Annotated in this window: 35 protein-coding genes and 1 tRNA gene; 3 read left to right on the top strand and 33 right to left on the bottom strand. The window is 29.2% G+C overall.

The window, feature by feature from the left end; all coding sequences use genetic code 11:
- Window positions 1–85: 85 nt before the first annotated feature.
- The 13 genes from ACQZHJ_RS07995 to ACQZHJ_RS07935 form a co-directional block, all read right to left on the bottom strand.
- A complete protein-coding gene (locus tag ACQZHJ_RS07995; protein WP_430485022.1) occupies window positions 86–346 on the bottom strand; it encodes a hypothetical protein in 261 nt (86 codons plus the stop codon).
- A gap of 27 nt (window positions 347–373) precedes the next feature.
- Window positions 374–613, bottom strand: coding sequence for a phage minor capsid protein (locus tag ACQZHJ_RS07990; RefSeq protein WP_430486873.1), 240 nt, complete (start codon window positions 611–613; stop codon window positions 374–376).
- A gap of 34 nt (window positions 614–647) precedes the next feature.
- Window positions 648–1,616, bottom strand: coding sequence for a phage minor capsid protein (locus ACQZHJ_RS07985; protein ID WP_430485021.1), 969 nt, complete (start codon window positions 1,614–1,616; stop codon window positions 648–650).
- The gene (locus ACQZHJ_RS07980) at window positions 1,600–3,123 is read right to left on the bottom strand and encodes a capsid protein (RefSeq protein WP_430485020.1); all 1,524 of its coding nucleotides are present in this window, start codon (window positions 3,121–3,123) and stop codon (window positions 1,600–1,602) included. Before ACQZHJ_RS07980 ends, ACQZHJ_RS07985 begins: the two co-directional genes overlap by 17 nt.
- A gap of 2 nt (window positions 3,124–3,125) precedes the next feature.
- The gene (locus ACQZHJ_RS07975; RefSeq protein WP_430485019.1) at window positions 3,126–4,493 is read right to left on the bottom strand and encodes a terminase; all 1,368 of its coding nucleotides are present in this window, start codon (window positions 4,491–4,493) and stop codon (window positions 3,126–3,128) included.
- Window positions 4,486–5,352, bottom strand: coding sequence for a terminase small subunit (locus ACQZHJ_RS07970; RefSeq protein ID WP_430485018.1), 867 nt, complete (start codon window positions 5,350–5,352; stop codon window positions 4,486–4,488). The genes ACQZHJ_RS07975 and ACQZHJ_RS07970 overlap by 8 nt, the downstream gene beginning before the upstream one ends.
- 46 nt (window positions 5,353–5,398) lie before the next feature.
- Window positions 5,399–6,088, bottom strand: coding sequence for a hypothetical protein (locus ACQZHJ_RS07965; RefSeq protein WP_430485017.1), 690 nt, complete (start codon window positions 6,086–6,088; stop codon window positions 5,399–5,401).
- Between the two features lie 151 nt (window positions 6,089–6,239).
- A tRNA-OTHER gene (locus tag ACQZHJ_RS07960) sits at window positions 6,240–6,332 on the bottom strand.
- 266 nt (window positions 6,333–6,598) lie between these two features.
- On the bottom strand, window positions 6,599–7,138 hold the full coding sequence (locus ACQZHJ_RS07955) for a hypothetical protein (RefSeq protein WP_430485016.1): 540 nt from the start codon (window positions 7,136–7,138) through the stop codon (window positions 6,599–6,601).
- An 8-nt stretch (window positions 7,139–7,146) separates the two neighbouring features.
- Window positions 7,147–7,458, bottom strand: a complete 312-nt coding sequence (locus tag ACQZHJ_RS07950) for a hypothetical protein (protein ID WP_430485015.1) — start codon at window positions 7,456–7,458, stop codon at window positions 7,147–7,149.
- A 2-nt stretch (window positions 7,459–7,460) separates the two neighbouring features.
- Entirely contained in the window at window positions 7,461–7,880 is a 420-nt protein-coding gene (locus ACQZHJ_RS07945) for a YopX family protein (protein WP_430485014.1), read from the bottom strand.
- An 11-nt stretch (window positions 7,881–7,891) separates the two neighbouring features.
- Window positions 7,892–8,182 carry a hypothetical protein gene (locus ACQZHJ_RS07940; protein ID WP_430485013.1) on the bottom strand — a complete coding sequence of 97 codons (291 nt, stop codon included), beginning with the start codon at window positions 8,180–8,182 and terminating at the stop codon, window positions 7,892–7,894.
- A complete protein-coding gene (locus ACQZHJ_RS07935; protein ID WP_430485012.1) occupies window positions 8,182–8,541 on the bottom strand; it encodes a hypothetical protein in 360 nt (119 codons plus the stop codon). Before ACQZHJ_RS07935 ends, ACQZHJ_RS07940 begins: the two co-directional genes overlap by 1 nt.
- A 339-nt stretch (window positions 8,542–8,880) precedes the next feature.
- Between ACQZHJ_RS07935 and tnpA the strand changes: the two genes are divergently transcribed.
- Complete coding sequence (tnpA, locus tag ACQZHJ_RS07930; RefSeq protein WP_124044959.1) at window positions 8,881–9,336, top strand: IS200/IS605 family transposase; 456 nt, start codon at window positions 8,881–8,883, stop codon at window positions 9,334–9,336.
- Window positions 9,337–9,882: 546 nt separating this feature from the next.
- Here tnpA and ACQZHJ_RS07925 read toward each other — a convergent pair.
- The 17 genes from ACQZHJ_RS07925 to ACQZHJ_RS07845 form a co-directional block, all read right to left on the bottom strand.
- Window positions 9,883–10,173, bottom strand: a complete 291-nt coding sequence (locus ACQZHJ_RS07925; protein ID WP_430485011.1) for a hypothetical protein — start codon at window positions 10,171–10,173, stop codon at window positions 9,883–9,885.
- A gap of 11 nt (window positions 10,174–10,184) precedes the next feature.
- Window positions 10,185–10,370 (bottom strand): hypothetical protein, encoded by a 186-nt coding sequence (locus tag ACQZHJ_RS07920; protein ID WP_430485010.1) that lies wholly within the window; start codon window positions 10,368–10,370, stop codon window positions 10,185–10,187.
- A gap of 2 nt (window positions 10,371–10,372) precedes the next feature.
- A complete protein-coding gene (locus ACQZHJ_RS07915; protein ID WP_430485009.1) occupies window positions 10,373–11,017 on the bottom strand; it encodes a hypothetical protein in 645 nt (214 codons plus the stop codon).
- Between the two features lie 11 nt (window positions 11,018–11,028).
- Window positions 11,029–11,448 (bottom strand): hypothetical protein, encoded by a 420-nt coding sequence (locus ACQZHJ_RS07910; protein ID WP_430485008.1) that lies wholly within the window; start codon window positions 11,446–11,448, stop codon window positions 11,029–11,031.
- Window positions 11,441–11,638: a hypothetical protein gene (locus tag ACQZHJ_RS07905; RefSeq protein ID WP_430485007.1), complete on the bottom strand. Its 198-nt coding sequence runs from the start codon at window positions 11,636–11,638 to the stop codon at window positions 11,441–11,443. The genes ACQZHJ_RS07910 and ACQZHJ_RS07905 overlap by 8 nt, the downstream gene beginning before the upstream one ends.
- Window positions 11,639–11,951: 313 nt before the next feature.
- A complete protein-coding gene (locus ACQZHJ_RS07900) occupies window positions 11,952–12,443 on the bottom strand; it encodes a Holliday junction resolvase RecU (protein ID WP_430485006.1) in 492 nt (163 codons plus the stop codon).
- Window positions 12,444–12,668 (bottom strand): hypothetical protein, encoded by a 225-nt coding sequence (locus tag ACQZHJ_RS07895; RefSeq protein WP_430485005.1) that lies wholly within the window; start codon window positions 12,666–12,668, stop codon window positions 12,444–12,446. It abuts the gene before it with no gap.
- A complete protein-coding gene (locus tag ACQZHJ_RS07890) occupies window positions 12,668–12,877 on the bottom strand; it encodes a hypothetical protein (protein ID WP_430485004.1) in 210 nt (69 codons plus the stop codon). Before ACQZHJ_RS07890 ends, ACQZHJ_RS07895 begins: the two co-directional genes overlap by 1 nt.
- A 9-nt stretch (window positions 12,878–12,886) precedes the next feature.
- Window positions 12,887–13,738 (bottom strand): phage replisome organizer N-terminal domain-containing protein, encoded by an 852-nt coding sequence (locus tag ACQZHJ_RS07885; protein WP_430485003.1) that lies wholly within the window; start codon window positions 13,736–13,738, stop codon window positions 12,887–12,889.
- 14 nt (window positions 13,739–13,752) lie between these two features.
- Window positions 13,753–13,950, bottom strand: a complete 198-nt coding sequence (locus tag ACQZHJ_RS07880; protein WP_430485002.1) for a hypothetical protein — start codon at window positions 13,948–13,950, stop codon at window positions 13,753–13,755.
- A 13-nt stretch (window positions 13,951–13,963) separates the two neighbouring features.
- Window positions 13,964–14,863 carry a DUF1351 domain-containing protein gene (locus tag ACQZHJ_RS07875; protein WP_430485001.1) on the bottom strand — a complete coding sequence of 300 codons (900 nt, stop codon included), beginning with the start codon at window positions 14,861–14,863 and terminating at the stop codon, window positions 13,964–13,966.
- 12 nt (window positions 14,864–14,875) lie between these two features.
- Complete coding sequence (locus ACQZHJ_RS07870; RefSeq protein ID WP_421751082.1) at window positions 14,876–15,529, bottom strand: ERF family protein; 654 nt, start codon at window positions 15,527–15,529, stop codon at window positions 14,876–14,878.
- Between the two features lie 16 nt (window positions 15,530–15,545).
- Window positions 15,546–15,734 (bottom strand): hypothetical protein, encoded by a 189-nt coding sequence (locus tag ACQZHJ_RS07865; RefSeq protein WP_430485000.1) that lies wholly within the window; start codon window positions 15,732–15,734, stop codon window positions 15,546–15,548.
- 12 nt (window positions 15,735–15,746) lie between these two features.
- Window positions 15,747–15,929: a hypothetical protein gene (locus ACQZHJ_RS07860; protein WP_430484999.1), complete on the bottom strand. Its 183-nt coding sequence runs from the start codon at window positions 15,927–15,929 to the stop codon at window positions 15,747–15,749.
- A gap of 94 nt (window positions 15,930–16,023) precedes the next feature.
- The gene (locus ACQZHJ_RS07855) at window positions 16,024–16,206 is read right to left on the bottom strand and encodes a hypothetical protein (RefSeq protein WP_430484998.1); all 183 of its coding nucleotides are present in this window, start codon (window positions 16,204–16,206) and stop codon (window positions 16,024–16,026) included.
- 11 nt (window positions 16,207–16,217) lie between these two features.
- Window positions 16,218–16,445: a hypothetical protein gene (locus tag ACQZHJ_RS07850; protein WP_430484997.1), complete on the bottom strand. Its 228-nt coding sequence runs from the start codon at window positions 16,443–16,445 to the stop codon at window positions 16,218–16,220.
- Window positions 16,373–16,573, bottom strand: a complete 201-nt coding sequence (locus ACQZHJ_RS07845) for a hypothetical protein (RefSeq protein ID WP_430484996.1) — start codon at window positions 16,571–16,573, stop codon at window positions 16,373–16,375. Before ACQZHJ_RS07845 ends, ACQZHJ_RS07850 begins: the two co-directional genes overlap by 73 nt.
- Before the next feature lie 187 nt (window positions 16,574–16,760).
- Here ACQZHJ_RS07845 and ACQZHJ_RS07840 point away from each other — a divergent pair, with 187 nt between their 5' ends.
- The gene (locus ACQZHJ_RS07840) at window positions 16,761–16,961 is read left to right on the top strand and encodes a hypothetical protein (RefSeq protein WP_430484995.1); all 201 of its coding nucleotides are present in this window, start codon (window positions 16,761–16,763) and stop codon (window positions 16,959–16,961) included.
- Window positions 16,962–16,964: 3 nt separating this feature from the next.
- Here the strand turns inward: ACQZHJ_RS07840 and ACQZHJ_RS07835 are convergent, their stop codons facing one another.
- From ACQZHJ_RS07835 to ACQZHJ_RS07825, 3 genes are all read right to left on the bottom strand, one after another.
- Window positions 16,965–17,099 (bottom strand): hypothetical protein, encoded by a 135-nt coding sequence (locus ACQZHJ_RS07835; protein WP_430484994.1) that lies wholly within the window; start codon window positions 17,097–17,099, stop codon window positions 16,965–16,967.
- Window positions 17,100–17,148: 49 nt separating this feature from the next.
- Window positions 17,149–18,042, bottom strand: coding sequence for an ORF6N domain-containing protein (locus ACQZHJ_RS07830; protein WP_430484993.1), 894 nt, complete (start codon window positions 18,040–18,042; stop codon window positions 17,149–17,151).
- A gap of 102 nt (window positions 18,043–18,144) precedes the next feature.
- Entirely contained in the window at window positions 18,145–18,351 is a 207-nt protein-coding gene (locus ACQZHJ_RS07825; RefSeq protein ID WP_430484991.1) for a helix-turn-helix domain-containing protein, read from the bottom strand.
- 200 nt (window positions 18,352–18,551) lie between these two features.
- Between ACQZHJ_RS07825 and ACQZHJ_RS07820 the strand changes: the two genes are divergently transcribed.
- Window positions 18,552–18,884 carry a helix-turn-helix domain-containing protein gene (locus ACQZHJ_RS07820; RefSeq protein WP_430484990.1) on the top strand — a complete coding sequence of 111 codons (333 nt, stop codon included), beginning with the start codon at window positions 18,552–18,554 and terminating at the stop codon, window positions 18,882–18,884.
- The last annotated feature ends 189 nt before the right edge of the window (window positions 18,885–19,073 follow it).

Raw genomic sequence — 19,073 nt, 5'->3', positions numbered from 1 at the left:
ACCTCCTCATAAGTCTGTTCAAAAATATCCGGTTTACAAGGGTATAATTCTCCTTTTACACCTTTTATAATATAATCTCCTACACTTACATGATGAATTCCTTTGTTACTCTCCCAAACTCTTCATTACCAATCTTAACTACCATTTGATTATCCTGTTTAATCTCTCTAACTAGTGAAACACTATATGGATTAATATAAATCCCTTCTCCAACTTCTATAAGTGAATCTGTTTCAAAGCTTTTTTCATCTTCAATCTTAGTTACAATTTCTTTAACACTATATTCAGATTCAAAATTAATTGGACTTCCATCACACACCATATAAATTTTATTTTTCTTATCCATAATTTTAATTCTCCTTCTTATCCTTCATTAAATTTTCTCTCTATAATGATTTCTTCTAAGTTGTTTATTATTCTCTAAATGGTTCTTTAAAGCATTTTTTAACTCTTTAACCTTTTTACTTGCTATCTCTTTATTTTCTTCATCACAAGTACCAGCTTTAAATCTCTTCCACTTTCTAAGTTGTCTTTCATAGTACCTCTGTTTCTGTTCAGCTTCATAAAGTTTAATAGCATCTTCACCATTAGGAACTACTGGAAGTCTTGTTATGCCAGGAAAGTAAGTTACTAATGTATGCCTACAGTTAGGGATGGAGCAATCCTGTTGTTATTGCTTTTGATAATAACGTATAATCTTTTTGCTCCATATCACCCCCATTCGAAAACACATCATCAATCAATACTTTTCCTTGCCATGGCTCACACATTTTACAAGTATTTGCATGAGCTGTAACAACTACTAAATGTATTCCATATTCATCTCTTTTCTTACCTTCACCTAAGAATGTAGATCTTTGACTTGCTGTCCTTAAACACATTTCTGCATAACTAGCAATATTAACTTGTTTACCATCTTTATAAGTTATACTATTTATACCTTTCTCAAGAAAATCCTTAGTAGCCATATCTATAGCTTGATTGATAGTCTTAGCACCACTTTGTAGATACACATGAGTTTTAAATATTGTCTGCCTATATACATCATCCATCTTTCTTAAAACTGAATATTGAGCTTTCTTCAAATCATTTGTAACTGTTTCTTGTAATGCATTAAGCTTCTTTTCATTGATACCAAAGAAGTTCTCTTCAACTTGTGGAGTAGCCTTTTTACCTAATTCTTTAGCAATATACTCTCTAACTGTTTGAGGTTCTTTTATATCCTCTGGGAACTGTATCTTAACTTCATCTATGAGCTTTTGTGTATTCTCTTGACCTTTATTGAAATTACCTTGAATTTCTCTTTCTACAGCTTCTTGGATAGGTTTATTATATTCCTTAACTAGCTTCTTATTTCTTTTTCTATACTTTTCAATCTCTCTAAGTTTAGTCCTTTGCCATTGTTCCCATTGAAAACCTTCCCTACTCTGCTCTGCTTGGTGAAAATAAAAAGCCCTATGCATACTAGAAATTAAATCAAGCTCCATTTGCTCGAATATTTTTCTAATATCATAAGACTTATCTCTTTCTTTCTTAGCATTTTCAATTATCCTCTTCCTGGTAACATCTTTAAGTATATCAGCTATTAATGATATATCCTTATCCTTCTTGTTCATTTATATCAACCTCATTATCATCAGTATCTGATACTATATTAGGATTATCTACTGTTGTAGGTTCTTCAGCTACAAGATAGCCATTTTGTTCCTTTATTCTTTGTATTTCCTCTTTCTTTTCTTCATCTGTCCATGTATCTCCATACATTTCCTCAATACATTGCTCTATAGACATTACTCCATAGGTTTTAGCTTTTCCTACAGTTTCTACTACTGCATCAAAACTAGGACTTGCATATTCTCCAAAGGTAATGCTTACTTCATATTCTCCAACATTTCTTTTATTTAATACATCATTAGTTTTTAGAATTATATTAACTAACTGTGGTATAACCTCTGTTAATATATCAACTAACTTCCCTCTAGTATATAAAGTAGTCTTTTCTTTTTCTCTTTGAGCTTCTGCATTATCTGTTTTCTTTAAGTCTATTCCTAATGTACTAGGACTTATTATACCTTGTAAACACATATCAACAGCATTAGAATAACTTTCAACATAAGCTTCATAATTTATATTAGCTTGTTTCATATCTATCTCATGCTTTGCATCTTCTGCAAGACTTGAACCAACCTTTAAGAATCTGTTATCAAACGGATTAGGTTTCATTAAGTTACCATTAATATCTTTTGGTACTAAATCTTCTGGTATATACTTTTGAACTCTTCCATCACGAATAGCATCTATCCATTGAGATATAACTTCATCTAATGCATCAAAGGCATCTGATTTATTATCAAATATACTTTTACCTCTTCCCTCAAACTTAGGGGATTTAAAGAACATCAATGGTAAAGCCATTATAAAATCACCTTTATATGTTACATCTACAAGCTCTCTAGTTTCTTCTAATGTATTTAAAGGAACTTCATTAGCGTTACTATCATATAGATTATAGTTTATATATCCTTTTCCATAAGTTTCACATAACTTGTATTGCCTATTATTTTTCCTATAGAAAGTAAAGAATTTTATTTCTTTTAATCTTCCTCTTTGAGTTACATATTCAACTTTATCACTATCGAAAAACTCTATTATTGGATATTCACTTATATCTGTATCTATAGATAGTTTAAAAGCTCCATCACCACTAACTAATGTAGTAGTAATTATATCACCTAGCATATCATCAAACTTATTATCTTTTCTTATTTCTTCCCATAATGAATTATCACTTTCTTTAGCTACTTCTATACTATCTAAGTCAGCCACAACTATATCACTTAACTTATCAGCTATCATTGCAGGTAATCCACTATGTATTTTTCTTATACTCAAATCTTCACTTGGTACAGCACTCCAGAACCTAGCTTTATTTACTGGATCACTACTTATATTCTTAAAGAATTGGTCCAGTTCGTATGGTTCTCCCCTATACCAAAGCTTATTTCTAATTACATTAGTTTCATATGTATAAGCCTCTTGTATAGTAATCGGATTAGTTAATGCTGGTTGAACATTTAAATATTTTATTGCTGCTTTAGTCAACATCCCTTTAAACCACCCCATTTCTATTCCTCCTTATAATCTCCTATTAGCTTTCTAAATGGTATCCATGCATACTGACTAGAGTTAATTGTATGATCGTTTGCATCCTCCGGCTCATACTTATCCTCTTTCCATGAATAGCACTCCAATTCTCTTATGTGTTCTTTACAAGTATCAACAACATAATAAAAGACTTTGCCATGGGTATTAATCCACCCTAAAGCTAAATGTATTCTATCTAGTATGGTTACTTTCTTATAAGAGTTAATAAAGTTATACATACATGGATTAGTTCTTTTAAACTTCTTAAGCTCCATTATAGTTGCTTGGTCTGCTGAATCTACAAATACATCTCTAGCAAATCCCCATTCTTTTCTATTCTTCTCTAAGAACTTAAAATATTTAGGAGCTATATCACTAGGAGCTAATGGAGTTTCTAAATCTTTATTGTTATATACTTCTTCATCTAGTATTACTAATTCTTTTTTATCTGTAATGCCTAAGAAAGTAAATGCAAAGGTATCAGGACTATTTTGAGAATATGCTGTATCTAATCCTGCTGTAAATTGAACAAACTTTAATTTCTTATCTTTAACCTGCTTAATAATATAATCCTTGGATAAAACATTATTTTTCCTTTCAAAGTTACTGAATATTAAACCTGTTGCTCTACCTCTTAAACCTAGTATCTTATTCTTATATAACTTAGTACCTTTAGGAGCACTTGTCTTTTTCTTTTCAATAGCTTCTTCATCTAAGGATGCATTATCACAAAAAGAAAAGAACCAATAAGTCCAATTAGGCTTTGGTTCTGATTTTAATTGCTCCATTATTTCTTTTGGAACATCACTCTTATATTTTTCTAACGGTCTACAGCAATTAATAAATTCATCATATATAGGTAAGTTAGGATCATCTGGATTAAGCGTCATCATAAGATAATCATTTCTAGTACATATTTCTCTAACAAATTCAATACTAGCTGTATTAACCTCATCTATAAGTACACATCCAAATTGAGAACCTAAAGCCATTTTCCATTTATCTACGTTATCATAACCTAGTATATATATTATTTTCTCACCATTAGGAGTTATATATCTTATATGAGGTATTTTATTATCCTTATCACCATTACCATTGTATTTAACTAAATCACCAAACACATCAGTAATTCCATATTCCTTTTGTATTAAGTTCTTTTCTGCAACACCAGTTGTTTTAGCAGCAATAACATGCATTTTCTTAGTAGATTCTGCAACCATTAGCATAAACTTTAGTATTCCTACTGTAGTTTTTCCTGCTGCGGTTGTTCCCTCCAATGCTTCTACTGGTGCTCTATGCTCTAAAAAGTCTAAATACTTATCTGATAACCTATATTCATTACTCATTTTTATTTCTTTCCTTAATTTGTCCTAATATAGAATCTAACTTAGCTGTAGAATTAGTATTATTCTTAGCATCATCTTTAATTACTCTTGATTTTAATACTTCAAGTTCTGCCTTCTGCTTATCAGTAGCTATATTCATATGATCACTTAACCATTGAAGAGCTTTCATCTTATCGTGTAGTTTTATTGATACACCATCTTTACCCTGTCTAACTTCACTTATTATGGTTCCATCAACATCATAGCTATCATTAAAATCAACATAGTTTACTTCAATAGTTTTAGATTGATTATCTTCGAAGATTTCTATCTCCCTTTTTCCGAAGTTAACATAATCAGTTATATCACTAAAAGCTATATCCATATACCTTTGAAATATATCCTCTTCTCTTAACATTACCTGGTTAAGCTTGTGCTGCTTAAGCTTTTCTATCTCTGATTCTATCTTAGTGTTTCTTAGTAAGTTAAAGCCATTAACCATAGCAGTTTCATAGCTACACTTATATGCTTTCTTATAAGCTTTAGTAGCATTAAAATACTTTATATAATAAATGCAAAAGAGCCTTTGTTTGTCAGTAAGTTCGGTGTTTTTCAATACCTCTTTTACTTCTTCCGCAACAGGCTCTTTAATCTCTTTTTTTATATTAGTTTTATTCTTATTTTGATTAGTAACGTTACTTTTGCTTATTGGTAACGCTCCTTTTAATTTATCATCCCAATTATCTTGTGATTTCCACTTTCTAATTAGAGAATCTTTTATATTTAACTCCTTGGCTATATCAATTAACTTAATATCTCCATCATGATCTTTGTATATATCAAATGCTTTATCTCTGTTTGGACTTCTTGCTCTAGCCATATCACCACCTCATCTATGCTTTTATTTATAATAAAATATATTTTAATTATTTACTTAATAATCTCTTGTTATTTAAAGCTAATGTATTTCCTATTATATTATCAATATAATTTTCAATATGACAATTCAAACCTTCTAGTTCTAATACTATTTTTTTGATCTCTTTTACAGATAACTTTTTACTTTTAAACTCTTTATATATTTCATCTATATTATTATTTAAATTCATAATATTGTTATCAATAAATAAATCTTCATTTATTGATAATTTTGTAAATGTAAAATCATAAACTAGCATATTTATATTGTCACAAGACTTTTTGAAATATAATAGCACATCATTATATTGTTCCTTAGTATTGAAATCTTTATTATTATTAATTTCTTCTATTAATGAATTAATTTCTATGAGCATTTTTTTACACAAATTATATAATTCTCTGTATGTTTCAATATTATTTTCTATAATATATTTTTCTTTCTCTAATCTTCTTTCCTCATCAAATTGTTCTTTTTGTTTATCCAAAGTAAACTTAAGAATCATTATGGAAACTAAACCACCTAAAATAGCTCCTCCAAAACTACCAGCAAAGTTAAAGAAATCTTTTATCTCCAATAAATCTCCATAAGGACTATGTTTAAATATTGAAGCTATACCAATCGCTATTAATACAAATAGTCCTGTTATTATTATAATTCCAATAGTAAAATTAATTTTATTCTTGCTTTTTTTCAACTCTAATCCCCCTATTAATAATTATTTTTCAAATTAATTATACTACATTGGATTTACTTTCCTTTTAGAAAAAACAAAAAGAACCTAGCCTAAACTAGATTCTTAACACATCATCCTTTGTAACCCCTTCCAAAGGAATATTAATTTTTAGTGGTGGGGATAAGAGGGTTCGAACCTCTAACCTCCGCTCTGGTTACCTAGGAACTTTTTCAAGCGACACTCTTCCTTATTGAGCTATATCTCCATAAAGCAGGACTTAATCCTGCTTGTTTAGGGTTAATTGTTGAAAAAAACTAAGAGGAACAAATGAGATTTTTAGGAAGGTAAAGGAGTTGCACCTTTATTAATACTCTTCCTTCCATGATGCAAGGCTTTTACACCTTGCTTTACGTCCAAAGTTAAGATTTTAATTCACATCAAGGAGGTACGCAATGAACTAATCAACCCGACCACATATATATTATCTCATATATTTTATACATATGGTTTATCATCTTATTTCATTTTATTTCAAATTATTTCATCTAAATGTTCATTCAGCATTTCTTCTTCCCACTTTATAACTTGCCTCATTAGTCTTTTTTTCTTTCTGGTACAAGAAACTTCACTCATATGATACTTATTAGCAAGTTTCCAATTAGGTAAACATTCTTTATATGCTTCTTCTAAGAATTTTTTATGTTCTTCTCCTAATAAACTTGTAATATTGCAATCTATTACTTTATAATCTTTCTCTATATCATAAATACAATTTTCTAAATAGTTTATTTCTTTTATGTTTCTTGCAATCTGCTTTTCATATTCCTCAATAACTTCTATCATAGATTTTTCTATAGGACTTCCAGAGCATGAAGTCTGTACTCTTTCACTGATCGCCATACCTTTTAAATTAGAAGGAATACAAAAATCATTATTTTCTATTCTATATGCAAGTACTTCTATTCTATCTTCTAGAAATTTTATCTTTTCTTTTATGCTTTTTATCTTTTTATCTTTACTATAGTAGTTACGCATTCTTTCTTCTGTCTTTTTAAATAATGTCTTATCCATAGTTCCTCCTAAATCTCAAATCCTATTTGCCCTGGTATTATCTCTATTATTTCATCTTCTTCCTTATCAGCTTTGTTTAATAAATCTTTCCAATCATCACAATCTAATGATTTATTCTCATATCTTTCACTAAGTTTTTCATTTAAATTTATATTAGTTATATCAAAAATATCTACATCACTATCAATATCAACAGTTTCGTTATTTGCTAATTCAGATACAACTCCCCACATCTCTTCTTCATCTAGTTCTCTATCGACTAATGTAGCAACTTGTATTGTAATAGTAACTTCACCTCTAACTAGCTTCATATCTCTCATTACTATTCATCTCCTAACAGCTCTGGATTCTCATATATATTTCCTACAACATAGCTAACTTCTATCCAGTATCCTAAATCTTTTCTATTAATATTTTTATATGTTCCATAAAAATCAACATAAAAACCTATATGTTTTGTTTCATTTTTACAATTCCAATCAGTATATTCTCCAAATTTCACAACCCCTTTTTCATTTGAATCGAAATGAAAAGGAATTATATCTCCCTCATATATCTCTTTACCAATAATGTCCTTTAGTCCTGTATATTGCATTAATTCAACTTCAAAAAAATTGGCTCCAATGATTTTATTATCATCTAGCTTTAACCATAAATCTTCGTTTCTAAAGTTTAAACTATCAACCTCATATATCTTCTTAGTAGTTTTATCCCAAGCTCTAAACTTAATCTCTCTGTTCATCTCTTCTCCTCCTATTCAATAACAGTTAATCTATCACTTAAAGCATTGCATGGTTCAGATGAACCTCCACTTATACTCCTAAGTCTTACTTCCAGCACTTCCCCTGATCCACAATAAAGATATGAAACCACATAAATATTTTCAACATCTTTATCAAAGAAAACCTTAGCTCCTGGTACTATACCTTTTTGAATAGCTTTTTTTAATTGTTTTTTCATTTTATCTTGTAATGTTTCTTTTTTAATATCTTCAACAATATCGAATACACTAACTTGTCCCTCTAATATGCTTCCCAAAGACATTACTTCTCACCTTCCTTTTTAGCCTTCTCTTCTTTCAAAACAACACTTGCACTAAGAGCATCCATTCCTGCATCATCTTTTTTAACATTTTTCAATTTACATTTATCTAATCTTCTATGAAAGTTATATTCTGTTCCCTGTTCTATAACCTCTATAAGATAATTAACATCTTCTAACTTATCTTTAAATCTTAATTCTCCAACTACATTATCTGGCATATTATTTTCTATAGAAGCCTTAAAATTATGTAAAGCTTCTAAGATAACTACCATTTGTGCATAAGGCACTTTAATGTGTTTTTCTTCTCCATGGAGCATATTAAAATCAAATATACTCACTTGACCTTCTAGCATTTCCAACTTTAGCACCTCTCCGTATCTTTTTATAAACTTTTTTTCTCTATACTTGTAACATTTATATAAAAAATAACATATGCTATATTATGATAAAACTCATTGCCTATTGATATCTTCCATATTCAATAATCATTTAGATATTTCATAATATCAAATCTATAATATAACCTATTCATCTTTAAATTTAGAGAGTTAATTTATTAACTCTCTTTTTTTGTTTAATGAAAACCACTCGCTATGCGAGTGTGTTCAGATGAGCTTTAGCGATGTAATAAAAAACCTCCTTTTGTTAAAATGAAAATAGGTTCGCAGCCAATTTTCGTAACAAAGGGAGGTTTTTAAATGGATACAAACAGTTTAGCACATACAAAATGGAATTGTAAATATCATATAGTATTTGCACCAAAATACAGAAGGAAAGAAATATATGGAGAGAAAAAACAAGAGATAGGTAAGATATTAAGACAGCTTTGTGAATGGAAAGGAGTTAAGATAGTCGAAGCGCACGCTTGCGTAGACCATATACATATGCTTGTTGAAATACCACCAAAAATGAGTGTTTCAAGTTTCGTTGGATTTTTAAAAGGTAAGAGTAGTCTTATGATTTTTGAGAAGTTTTCAAATTTAAAATATAAATATGGAAATAGACATTTCTGGTGCAGAGGATTTTACGTTGATACTGTCGGAAAAAATAAGAAGGCAATTGAAGAATATATAAGAAATCAAGAACAAGAAGATATGATAGCTGATCAAATTAGTATAAAAGAATATATGGACCCTTTTAAGGGTAGCAAGTAAAGAAGTATGCGGCTGGCGGACCAATTTAAGCGTCTTAAGACGCAACGCAAGTAGCATGCCCTTATAGGGCTGAGGAAATACCACCAGCTAAGCTGGTGGATTTTTATTATATACAAATCATTTTAATTTTAAAATAAATATTTATTATTTGTAATATCTATATAAACAATTGAATATACTAAAATTGTAGAAAAAATTCCTTGTAATAATAATATTTAATCTATATGATCACTTTTAAATCTCACTCACAACAATTTAATTATAGAGAGTTGTATTTATATCAACCTCCAATCATTTAATTTTACAACTCTCTTTTTTTACTTCTTGAATTATCTTTTTGTATTTTCTAAGTTCATATTTAAAACCTTTCCGTATCTCTCTTATAAACGCCATAGAACGTTTTGCCTATTAAGACAATATAACTATCCTCTTTCTCCATAAAAACCTCATGAACGCTATTTTTAGTTAATAGAGGATGGAGCCTTGTCCAATCCTCCAGTAACTTTATTTTAGGTTTATCAAAGAAACTAATTTGATTACTCATAACTATTTCTCTAAAGTATGATTTGTACCATACTTTTTATTGTATTCATCTAACATTCCTTTTAATTTATCTAAATATTTCTCAAAATCTTCCTTATCTTTAATGGGTTCAAAGATAACTTTAGTTCCTGCTCTACCTGTTTTGCCTATCTTCTTAACCTTAAACCCTCTTTTAGTTTCTACAGTATATAAACCTATAATAACTAAGTCATAAAGCTTAATATCTTCTTTCATTAGCTTTAAATTTATCTCTGTAAACTCTTTTTGAAATTCAACAACGCTAAATCCATCCATCTTTACCCCTCCTATTCTTCTATTTCCACCTTTATATAATCTGCTGTTCTAATAAGAGCTTTAAGATGCTCTTCACAGATATACACCTTATTAGTTTTAACTCCTTTACCAGATACTACTCTTGTAGACCTATGCCAACACTTTTTACATTGGCAAAAGCCTAATAACCCTTTCACCTTATAAACTAATCTTTTCACGTCTATTCTCCTTTCTCTACTCTCTCAAATTCGATAACCCATACCCACGGATTGCCTTCCCAAGAGTATTTATCTTCCTTTACTGTGCTATTCCATAAAAGACTAAATGCTGCTCTCTCTAACGAATCCTTAAGTCCTATACCTGCTATTTGTATATGCTCTGCTTCATCATAAAAGCTTGTACCGCTTATTCCTTCCTTGTAACATCCTTCGTCTGTAATATCCTGTAGTCTTTCAACTCTTACAGATGTTACTTTTAAAAATAATCGAGCTGCTTCCTTTGGCATATGAATACTCGGTTTCCAACCACCAGTAAATTCACTATTGGTTGCCTTATAAATATATTTAGATTCCTTAGGTGGTAAGTTATCAGAACTTCCACCAAACACCCATACAGGATTTATATTCCATGTTTCTCTTACATAAAGAATATCTCCAGCTTTGTAAGGTGGTTTAGCATAATGAACATTAGCTCCTTTTCCTCCAAAAGCAAGTTTTCCTAATTCCTTATCATCTGTTGGATATAAAACATATCCTAAAGGCTTATAGCCTTCTGGTATTTCATCTTTGATAATTCTTCTAGTGCAAGTCTTTTCATCATCCAAAATGGCCCTTACCATCTGGGTATTAAATAGAATTGGTTTCATCTTTACCCCTCCTAAGCTATCTCATAAATGCTTTCTATTATCTCAAGAATTTTATCTTTATTGTGGCACATAGATAGTTCTTCTAATATCGCTTTACTCTTATACCCTTGACTTCCTCTTCTTTCATCATCAAAATACTTCTTTACTGTATCTAAAGCGTGGTTTATACTTGTAAAGTTTAAAAAGTATATATCCCCAGCATCATTTACGTTATATCTGAAACGCGGTTCTTCTTGTTTAAAATAAAATGGATCACCACATTCTAAAGATTTTTCTTTGTAATATTCATCATTCCCTCTTTTATACTCACATAACTTTTTAGTTAAACTTCTCATTTGTCCAAAGTAGTTATCTTCATCAAACTTAACTAAAAACATATGATAAGAATGATAAAGTTGACTTACTATCAATGTGTATTTATATTCACTCATTATTTTCCTCCTCCTTTTCTTCTATTTCTGTAGAATTAAGTACATTTATAATCTTTTCAGAGCACTTTTCACAGATATATCTCTTTAATTTAATATCTTTACTTTCTATTACTAAAGTAGATCTATGCCAGCATTTATTGCATTGACAAAATCCTAATAATCCTTTTATTTTAAAAATTATTTTTTTCACTTTTATCCTCCTATAATTTTTATGAATAACTATATTATTTTTGAATATAATATTAAATATAAAATTCAATATTGAGGTGATTTAATGTGTAAATGTTTAATGTTACTGATAATCTTTGTGTTATCATTATGCATATTAAAGTGTCTTTAATTTTTTTAATTAAAGCGATAGAATAGATATACATCTATTCTGTTGGGGTCATATGCAAAAAAATTAAATAAAGTAACACATGAAATCACTTTTTAAGATAGAGAGTTGTATTTAAGCAACTCTCTTTGTGTTTATTACTATCTTCATAGCATATAAAAAATAATTAAAGAAAAGATCCTATTCTAAAAAACTCTTCCAGATCATAAACAAATCTAACTTTCTTTTTAGTTCCTTTAATCTCTATTCCATTTTCTATACACCATTTAACTGGTATACTCTTTCTCTCTGCATTTTTAATAAACTCATTGAGTGTTTGTACCTTTATTGCATAAACACTCTCTAACGGTCTAAAATTCAATAAAAAATATGGTTCCACATTTTCGTACTTACTAGCTTTAATCATCCCTTCAATTTGATTCTTTCTAATACCACTTAAAGGAATACTTACACCGTTATAGCTCTTAAGTTCAAATAGAAATAGCTTGTCCTCTGCAAACACTTCAAAATCACAAATGTTATGAGCTTGAAATCTTACATTTTCATTTTTAGATCCGTTAAAGTTTGCCGTACCATCTTTAAATCTATAAACAAAATATTTATCTGGAATAGACTTTTTAAAATCTTCCTCGAACTTTTTGCCTTCATTCTTAGCCATCTACTTCCTCCTAAACTTTATCTGCTTACCTTTAAACTCTTTTTCTAGCCACCTTATTCCTTCGCCTTCATATCCAAATTCACAAGCAGGATAATATTCTATTTCTCCATAGAAATAATCAAACTGTGGAATATGCAATAAATGTTTGCAATCACAACATTTCGTATTCATACAATGCCCTACTACTCTTTTAGCTTTTCTCTTATATCTCTTATTTCTCGCCATTACTCAATCACCTTGCACCAATCTGGCTCTACAACGTAACCTCTAACTTCTCCATCAAAAGAATTAACAACATTAACTTCCATTCCGTTACAATCTTTAAACCAACCTCTTTCACTATCAAGATAAAAACCTCTCCTCTTTGCATCTCTCTTAAATCGCTTAGTAGTAAATACGTATTTTAATCCTGGTCTAAATTTTCTTATTTTCAATTAAATCACCTACTCTTCCCAACCTAATAATTTTTTCTCTAACTCATCATAATCATAATCTCTTTGAGTAAAATTAGCCTTTTTATTTTTTTTACTCTCAAAATTAATATTTACAACCTTGTTATTAGTCAAATCATTTAAAACTTTTAATAAATAACTATTTTTCCCGTTTATCTTTCCTTCTTTAAAAGCTTTACTTGAAACAGTTGTTAGTATAGCCTTTTTTAACAGATCCGCTCCATATGTTTCTATAAGTTCAATAGAATCAGCTTTCTTTAATTTGTATTTATTTTTTTGACAAAATTTCATTACTTCTACTATTTCTTTTTTTCTAGCATCGCTATAAGAAGAATCTAACTCTATCTCTAACTCTTTCTCTAATTCTAACTCTAACTCTGGTGTACTTTTGTTGTACATTTGTACATCTTCCTGTGGATAACTTTTTTTAGGAGGCTCTAAGCCTTTATTTTCCTTACTTTCTTTCTTAGAAGCTATCTCTTTTCTATAAGCTCTAATTCTATCTGCTTCTGATGAACTTGTTCCTATAAAATTCTGAATTTCTAGCATATAAATAGTTCCATCTGTCATTACTTCTATTAGCTTTAATTGTTCAAATAATTCAAACGCTACCTTTACTGTATCTATATCCATATTAGTTACAGCTGCTATCATTTGATGATTATAAGGTATGAATTCATTTAATCTTAGCCTTCCATTGAACTTTAAAGCTTTAAGATATAACTTTAATAACAAGTTAGAATATTTATATCCATTAGGCATACTCTCTAAAACTTTAATTTCAGCACTATCAAAAAAGTTTTCTTTAAGCTTTAAATAGTAATATTTTTTATTGTCGGACATCTATATCCACCACCTTACATCTGTCTTAACTCATAAGCTTCATTTATTTTTTCTCTCAATTCATTAAAAGAAGCTTCATCCATAGGGACTATAATATCGTCCCTATCCTTTATACTTAATACAACTATCTCAGTATCTCTTATATCTATAAAGAAGTTCTCCTCTTTTCCGTACTTCTTAACTTCATCTAACTTTATTTCCAACTTAAGCACCTCCTAAGCCTTCCTATTTAACTTTTCCTTTTTTATGAACCTCATAGTTATATCCATTATCTTTTAAGAATTTACTTAAAGCCTGGATCATCTCAAAGTTATGTTCCACATGAACATCTACAAAAAATTTATCTTGCTTAATTTCTTCTTTAACTTCTTTTTTAATATTTTCAACTGGCTTAGAGATATCTAAAGGTGTTTGAACTGGTTCTTTAATCTCAACTTTAGGTTTTTCGGCTTCCTTTATCATAGTTGCCTTATCATTAATTTCTTTTAAAATTCTATCTAAAGGCCATCCAAATTCTATATACTTAGTAAAATCCTCAAATTTCAACTTAGTATTAATACCTTCATTAGCCACACTTATTGCATTTTCTATTGAAACTCTAAGCATTTCTTTTCTTTGCTTTTCATCTTCCTGCTCTCTTTCTAATAATAAAGCTCTTGATTCTATATCTTCTCTAACACTTTTTAAACTTTTACTAAGGTTTAAATATTCATTTTTCACAGTAAGTTTTAAAGCATATTCTTTACTTAAATTATGCTTAATAACACTTTCTTTAATAAGCTCTAATGCTTTCTGTCTTTTCTCTTCTCTGCGCTTATCATCAAATACTTTTATTCCTTCTTTTATTGGTTTTTCTACATCTGATATAAGGCTTATTAGCTCTTTGCATTGATATTCAAATATATCAATAGGAACTAACATCTCTCTTTTAACATCTTTTCTATAAGTATCTATCTTATTTCTAAGACTTGCTAAATCCTTTTGAGTTGCTTTACAGTCTTTTAATCCTTCTTCTGTAACTATAATTCCCTCATACTTTTTCATAGTTTCTTGTAATGATCCTTTAACTTCTTCAAAGTTCATTTTTATTACTGGTAATTCTTTATTTATTTGTATCTCTTTCATTTCTCAACTCTCCTAAAAATCAAAATCTCTTTGTTGCTGCTCTGCTTCTATTTGCTTTAGTTCCTCTTGCTCTCTTTTTTCTTTTAATGTTTTCTTTTTATTAAGCATAGTTAAACAAGTTCCTACCGCTTCATTTGTAATATCTTCTACTTTATTAACTCCTGCCCAAGCCAAAAATTCTTTTTTATCCGTTTCAGTTTCTTGTATTAAACTATTAATTGTTAATACATGAGCTTTTCCTATTTTCTGTTTTCCTAGTTCTGCATCTTCGTCAATTGCTCCACCGTCTATTACATCAGTTTCAGCAATTTCAAAAGCCATCATATATAAATATCTTCTTGCAAAACTTTGAGTACCACCTATATTTTGAATAGTACTGCATCCTTTTAATGTTGCTACCTCAACTGGTGTTGTCCATATCCTTTTTTCTTCTAAATTTTCTGTATTATATATTGTTAAAGTTGCTAACTTCTCTTCATAACTAAACTCTGTATATAATCCAATCTCATTACAAATATCATTGATATGTGGTAAGAAATCTCCTAATTCAAAATATTTATAATTTGAATACTTGTTATATCCTGTTTTCTTTAAATCTTTATTTTGTAAATCTACTCTAGCCTTTTGTATTTTCTGATATATATTAAGTTTCTTTACTTCTGCCATGTTCTTTCCTCCTAATTTAAAATTCACTGTCTTCTGCTAATGTTCTGCACTCATCAATACACTCGCAGCATAATTTCATATCTCCTATTTCGTAATAATCATCTCCAACATATATTTCATTACCACAATGAGTACACTCAAAAGCTACTTTAAGCTCTTCTTCATCATTTCCGTATTCATAACAACAATCTGGCATATTTTCCATAGCAACTCCTCCTTAGTCTGTGTTATAATCTTCTTGAATAATTTCTTGAGTACATTGGTTACTTTGGTCGGTGCCAATGCACTCTCTTTTTATTTCTTCCTCTATTAAAACGTTTAGAGGTTTGTCTACTGTTAAGTTATTAAGCTTTCCTTGTACTCTATCAGTTACCTTTTGTAGCCCTTCCATTAAGTCCATAGCCAACACCAAACTTTAACTGTTAGATAAAAGAAAATCACCCAAATCACTATGCTGCCTACTAAAGCTACTAAGCAGCCTTTATTTACTTTTTTCATAAAACCCTCCTAAACAAATTTTCTGTTATGTTAAGTACTTCTAAGAAATACTTTTCTGTAATAGGTTTCTTAAATCTAAGATTATTGAATTTTAAATCCTGTTCTACAGCTAATAAGATACTTTCAAATTCCTCTTTGCTATGTCTAGCTTTTAAAGATTCTATATCTTTATAGTTCATATTATTACCCTCTACATCATGTTTATTGAGAATAGCAAACTAAACATACAACCTATAAACATTACTAAGTATCCAAAGCTTACTTTAGGTTGCTTTTCATTTAAGCACTTCTCTAAAAAATAAACCATTAAGAAAAGGCTTGTTGATGTTGCTATTATTCCTAAGATTATTCTTCCTGCTTCTGTAAGCATTTTTCTCTCAACCTCTTTTCTTCTTTTAGCTTCTGGGTTCTCTCCCATTGTCTTGCCATTCTTTCTTCCATTACCTCTTCGCTAACTGCAAAGTAGACTGGATTTTTAGTTTTAGCTTTACTTCTTCTTAGTTTGCTATAGTCTATCTCAATAGGCTCATACTTCTTCTTAGCCATTTTTAATCGCCTCCTCTATTTATTTACCTTTAGCTCTAAAAGGATTTTAGTAGAGCTTGTCTTATTCATTCCCTTAGTATCAGAGGGATACGTTGTTTACTGATACTTGTCCTATATATTTCCAACCTTTATAATTTAAGTATCGGCTCCGCCAAGTCGAAATAAATTATGAAAGGTAGTGAAGTAAATGTCTGAATTAATAAGTTATTCTATAAAAGCTAAAGCACACGACTTAGCTTTACTTAACTTAAAGTCTCAAGATTTATCTTCATTAACTCCAGAAGAGTTAGCAAATAAGTATTTAGAGATATATTCTAAAATATTTGATGTTCTAGAAGATAATAGACCTTCTAAAAAGAAAATAGGCACATCAATGTCTAGACTTTAATTTTTAAATTGCTCTAGCTGTTAATAGTTCAGCTAGAGCTTTTATCATCTCTAAAGTGAACTCATTTTCTTTATGCTCCTCAAAATCTTCTTTGATTGAATTACATATTTTTTCGATAACAATATCTACATTATCCATTCAAATCCCTCCTTCCATTTTGTTGACCTTAACAATATGGTCTAAATGTTTAACTGTATTTAATAGCTAATTCTTTTACTATAGCTAAATATCCCTCTTTTAATCTGTTATCTCTCTCAATAACATCTAAATAATTAAGTTTATCTCTTTTAGATTTACAAACTCCTTCTTCTGCCATTCTTCTACGCATATTTGTAAGTTGTACATCAAGCTTACATCTTAATCTAGTTCTCATAAGGGAATACACTTCTGTTTGAACAGCATGTATATAACTATTACCACCTAAGTAATGAGCCATTTTAACTATCATTTTTCTTGAATCTTCTCTCCAATTGCTAGTATTAATAGCTACAACTTCTCTCATAGCTTGTATTTCTTCCCTACTTTTAGAAGCTTCTTCTTTAGCTTCTAAAGCATGATGATTCACCTCATTAAGCTGTTGCTTTATTTTCTTTTGCTCTAGCTCACTCTTTGCCACCGCTTGAAGCATTTTATTAAACATTTGAAGTTCTGGACTTAATTCAGAAATATCAAAGCTATTTTCTTTTATTTCTGATCTCATAGCAAAATATTCTCTTCTTAACTTTCTTCTTATTTCCTTGGCTTTATCTGTTCTCATCAATCCAACTAAAGCCATATATCCTTGCTCTGAAAGTAAATATATATTTGAACTAGCATTTATTGAATTTTGAGTATATAATCCGCTATGCTTAGCAACCATAGCGAAATCTTTATTGCCTTTTAAATCTAAAATATCTATACCAATTTCAAATTCGTCTAAATTATTATTTATAAGTCTATTTACATCTCCTAATTCCATTTGATGTATTTCAGCTACTGTTTTAACTAACATAACTTTTTGACCTTCACCAAATCCTCCCTCTATTACTGGAATTTGAATTCCCATAAATTCTTGCTTTTCTTTTAATACTAAATTATTCATCTTTAGAACCTCCTTCTATTTCATTAAGAACATTTTCTAAAAGATTTTTTAAATCTTTATTTGAAAGTTCTTTTGTAATTCTCATAATATCTTCTTTCATTTTCAACTCTCCTTTATATTATTAAGAATGGCTCCTCCCAACTCTTCTGCATTACATTCATATAAAGAAACCATCTTTTTTAAGATTGCTTTTTTAGGAATTCTACTTTGATTCTCATATCTGCATAGACTTTGTAAACCAATTCCTAATTCGCTTGAAGCTTGCTCTAATGTTAAGTTTTTTCTTTTGCGAAGTTCCTTGAAGTTCATTGTTTCACCTCCCTTGCATGTCTCTATTGTACTTCTCCATTTTGGAGATGTAAAACAAATAATTCTCCAAAATGGGTAATTTAAGTTGATAATATGTATATATTCTTCTATTCTCTCGTTTTATCTCCTTTTTGGAGATACATTCTTTTATTGCTTTATCTCTCCAAAATGGATATAATTCAATTAAAGGAGTGATTTTCTTGAAACAAAATGAAGTTATATTGAGTTTAAGAAAAGAAAAAGGCTTAACATTAGAGCAATTATCTGAACTAACTAATATAAGTAGAAATATGTTATGGCATTTAGAAAAAGGAGATAGAACTGGAACACTTGAAACGCTAAAAAAATTAGCTGATTTTTATAATGTTTCATTAGATTATATTACTGGTAATTCTGAAAGAAATAACATAATAGACTCTTTTATTTATGAACTTATTGAAAAAGGAATTTTAAAAAATTCTAATGATATATCTGATGATATAAAAGAAAAGGTCTTAGAAATGATAAAAGAAAAATTGCCTAATGAAAAGTAAAAAACGAGGATTTATTCCTCGTTTTTTAAAATATCATCTAATATTTCTTTTAATTCTTTATTACTTATCTGCTTTGTTAACTCAAGTATTTCATCTTTCATTTTAAATTCCACTCCCAGTTGCTTTTATTTATGCGAACATAAGTTCTCTTTTTATAGTTTTATTTTACTAGCTTTTAATAAATTTTAC

This window comes from Clostridium sp. B9 (assembly GCF_050509515.1).
In the GTDB taxonomy this organism is placed as follows: domain Bacteria; phylum Bacillota; class Clostridia; order Clostridiales; family Clostridiaceae; genus Sarcina.
Note: the sequence above shows the minus strand (reverse complement) of the source record. Positions and strands in the feature narration are given on the sequence as shown.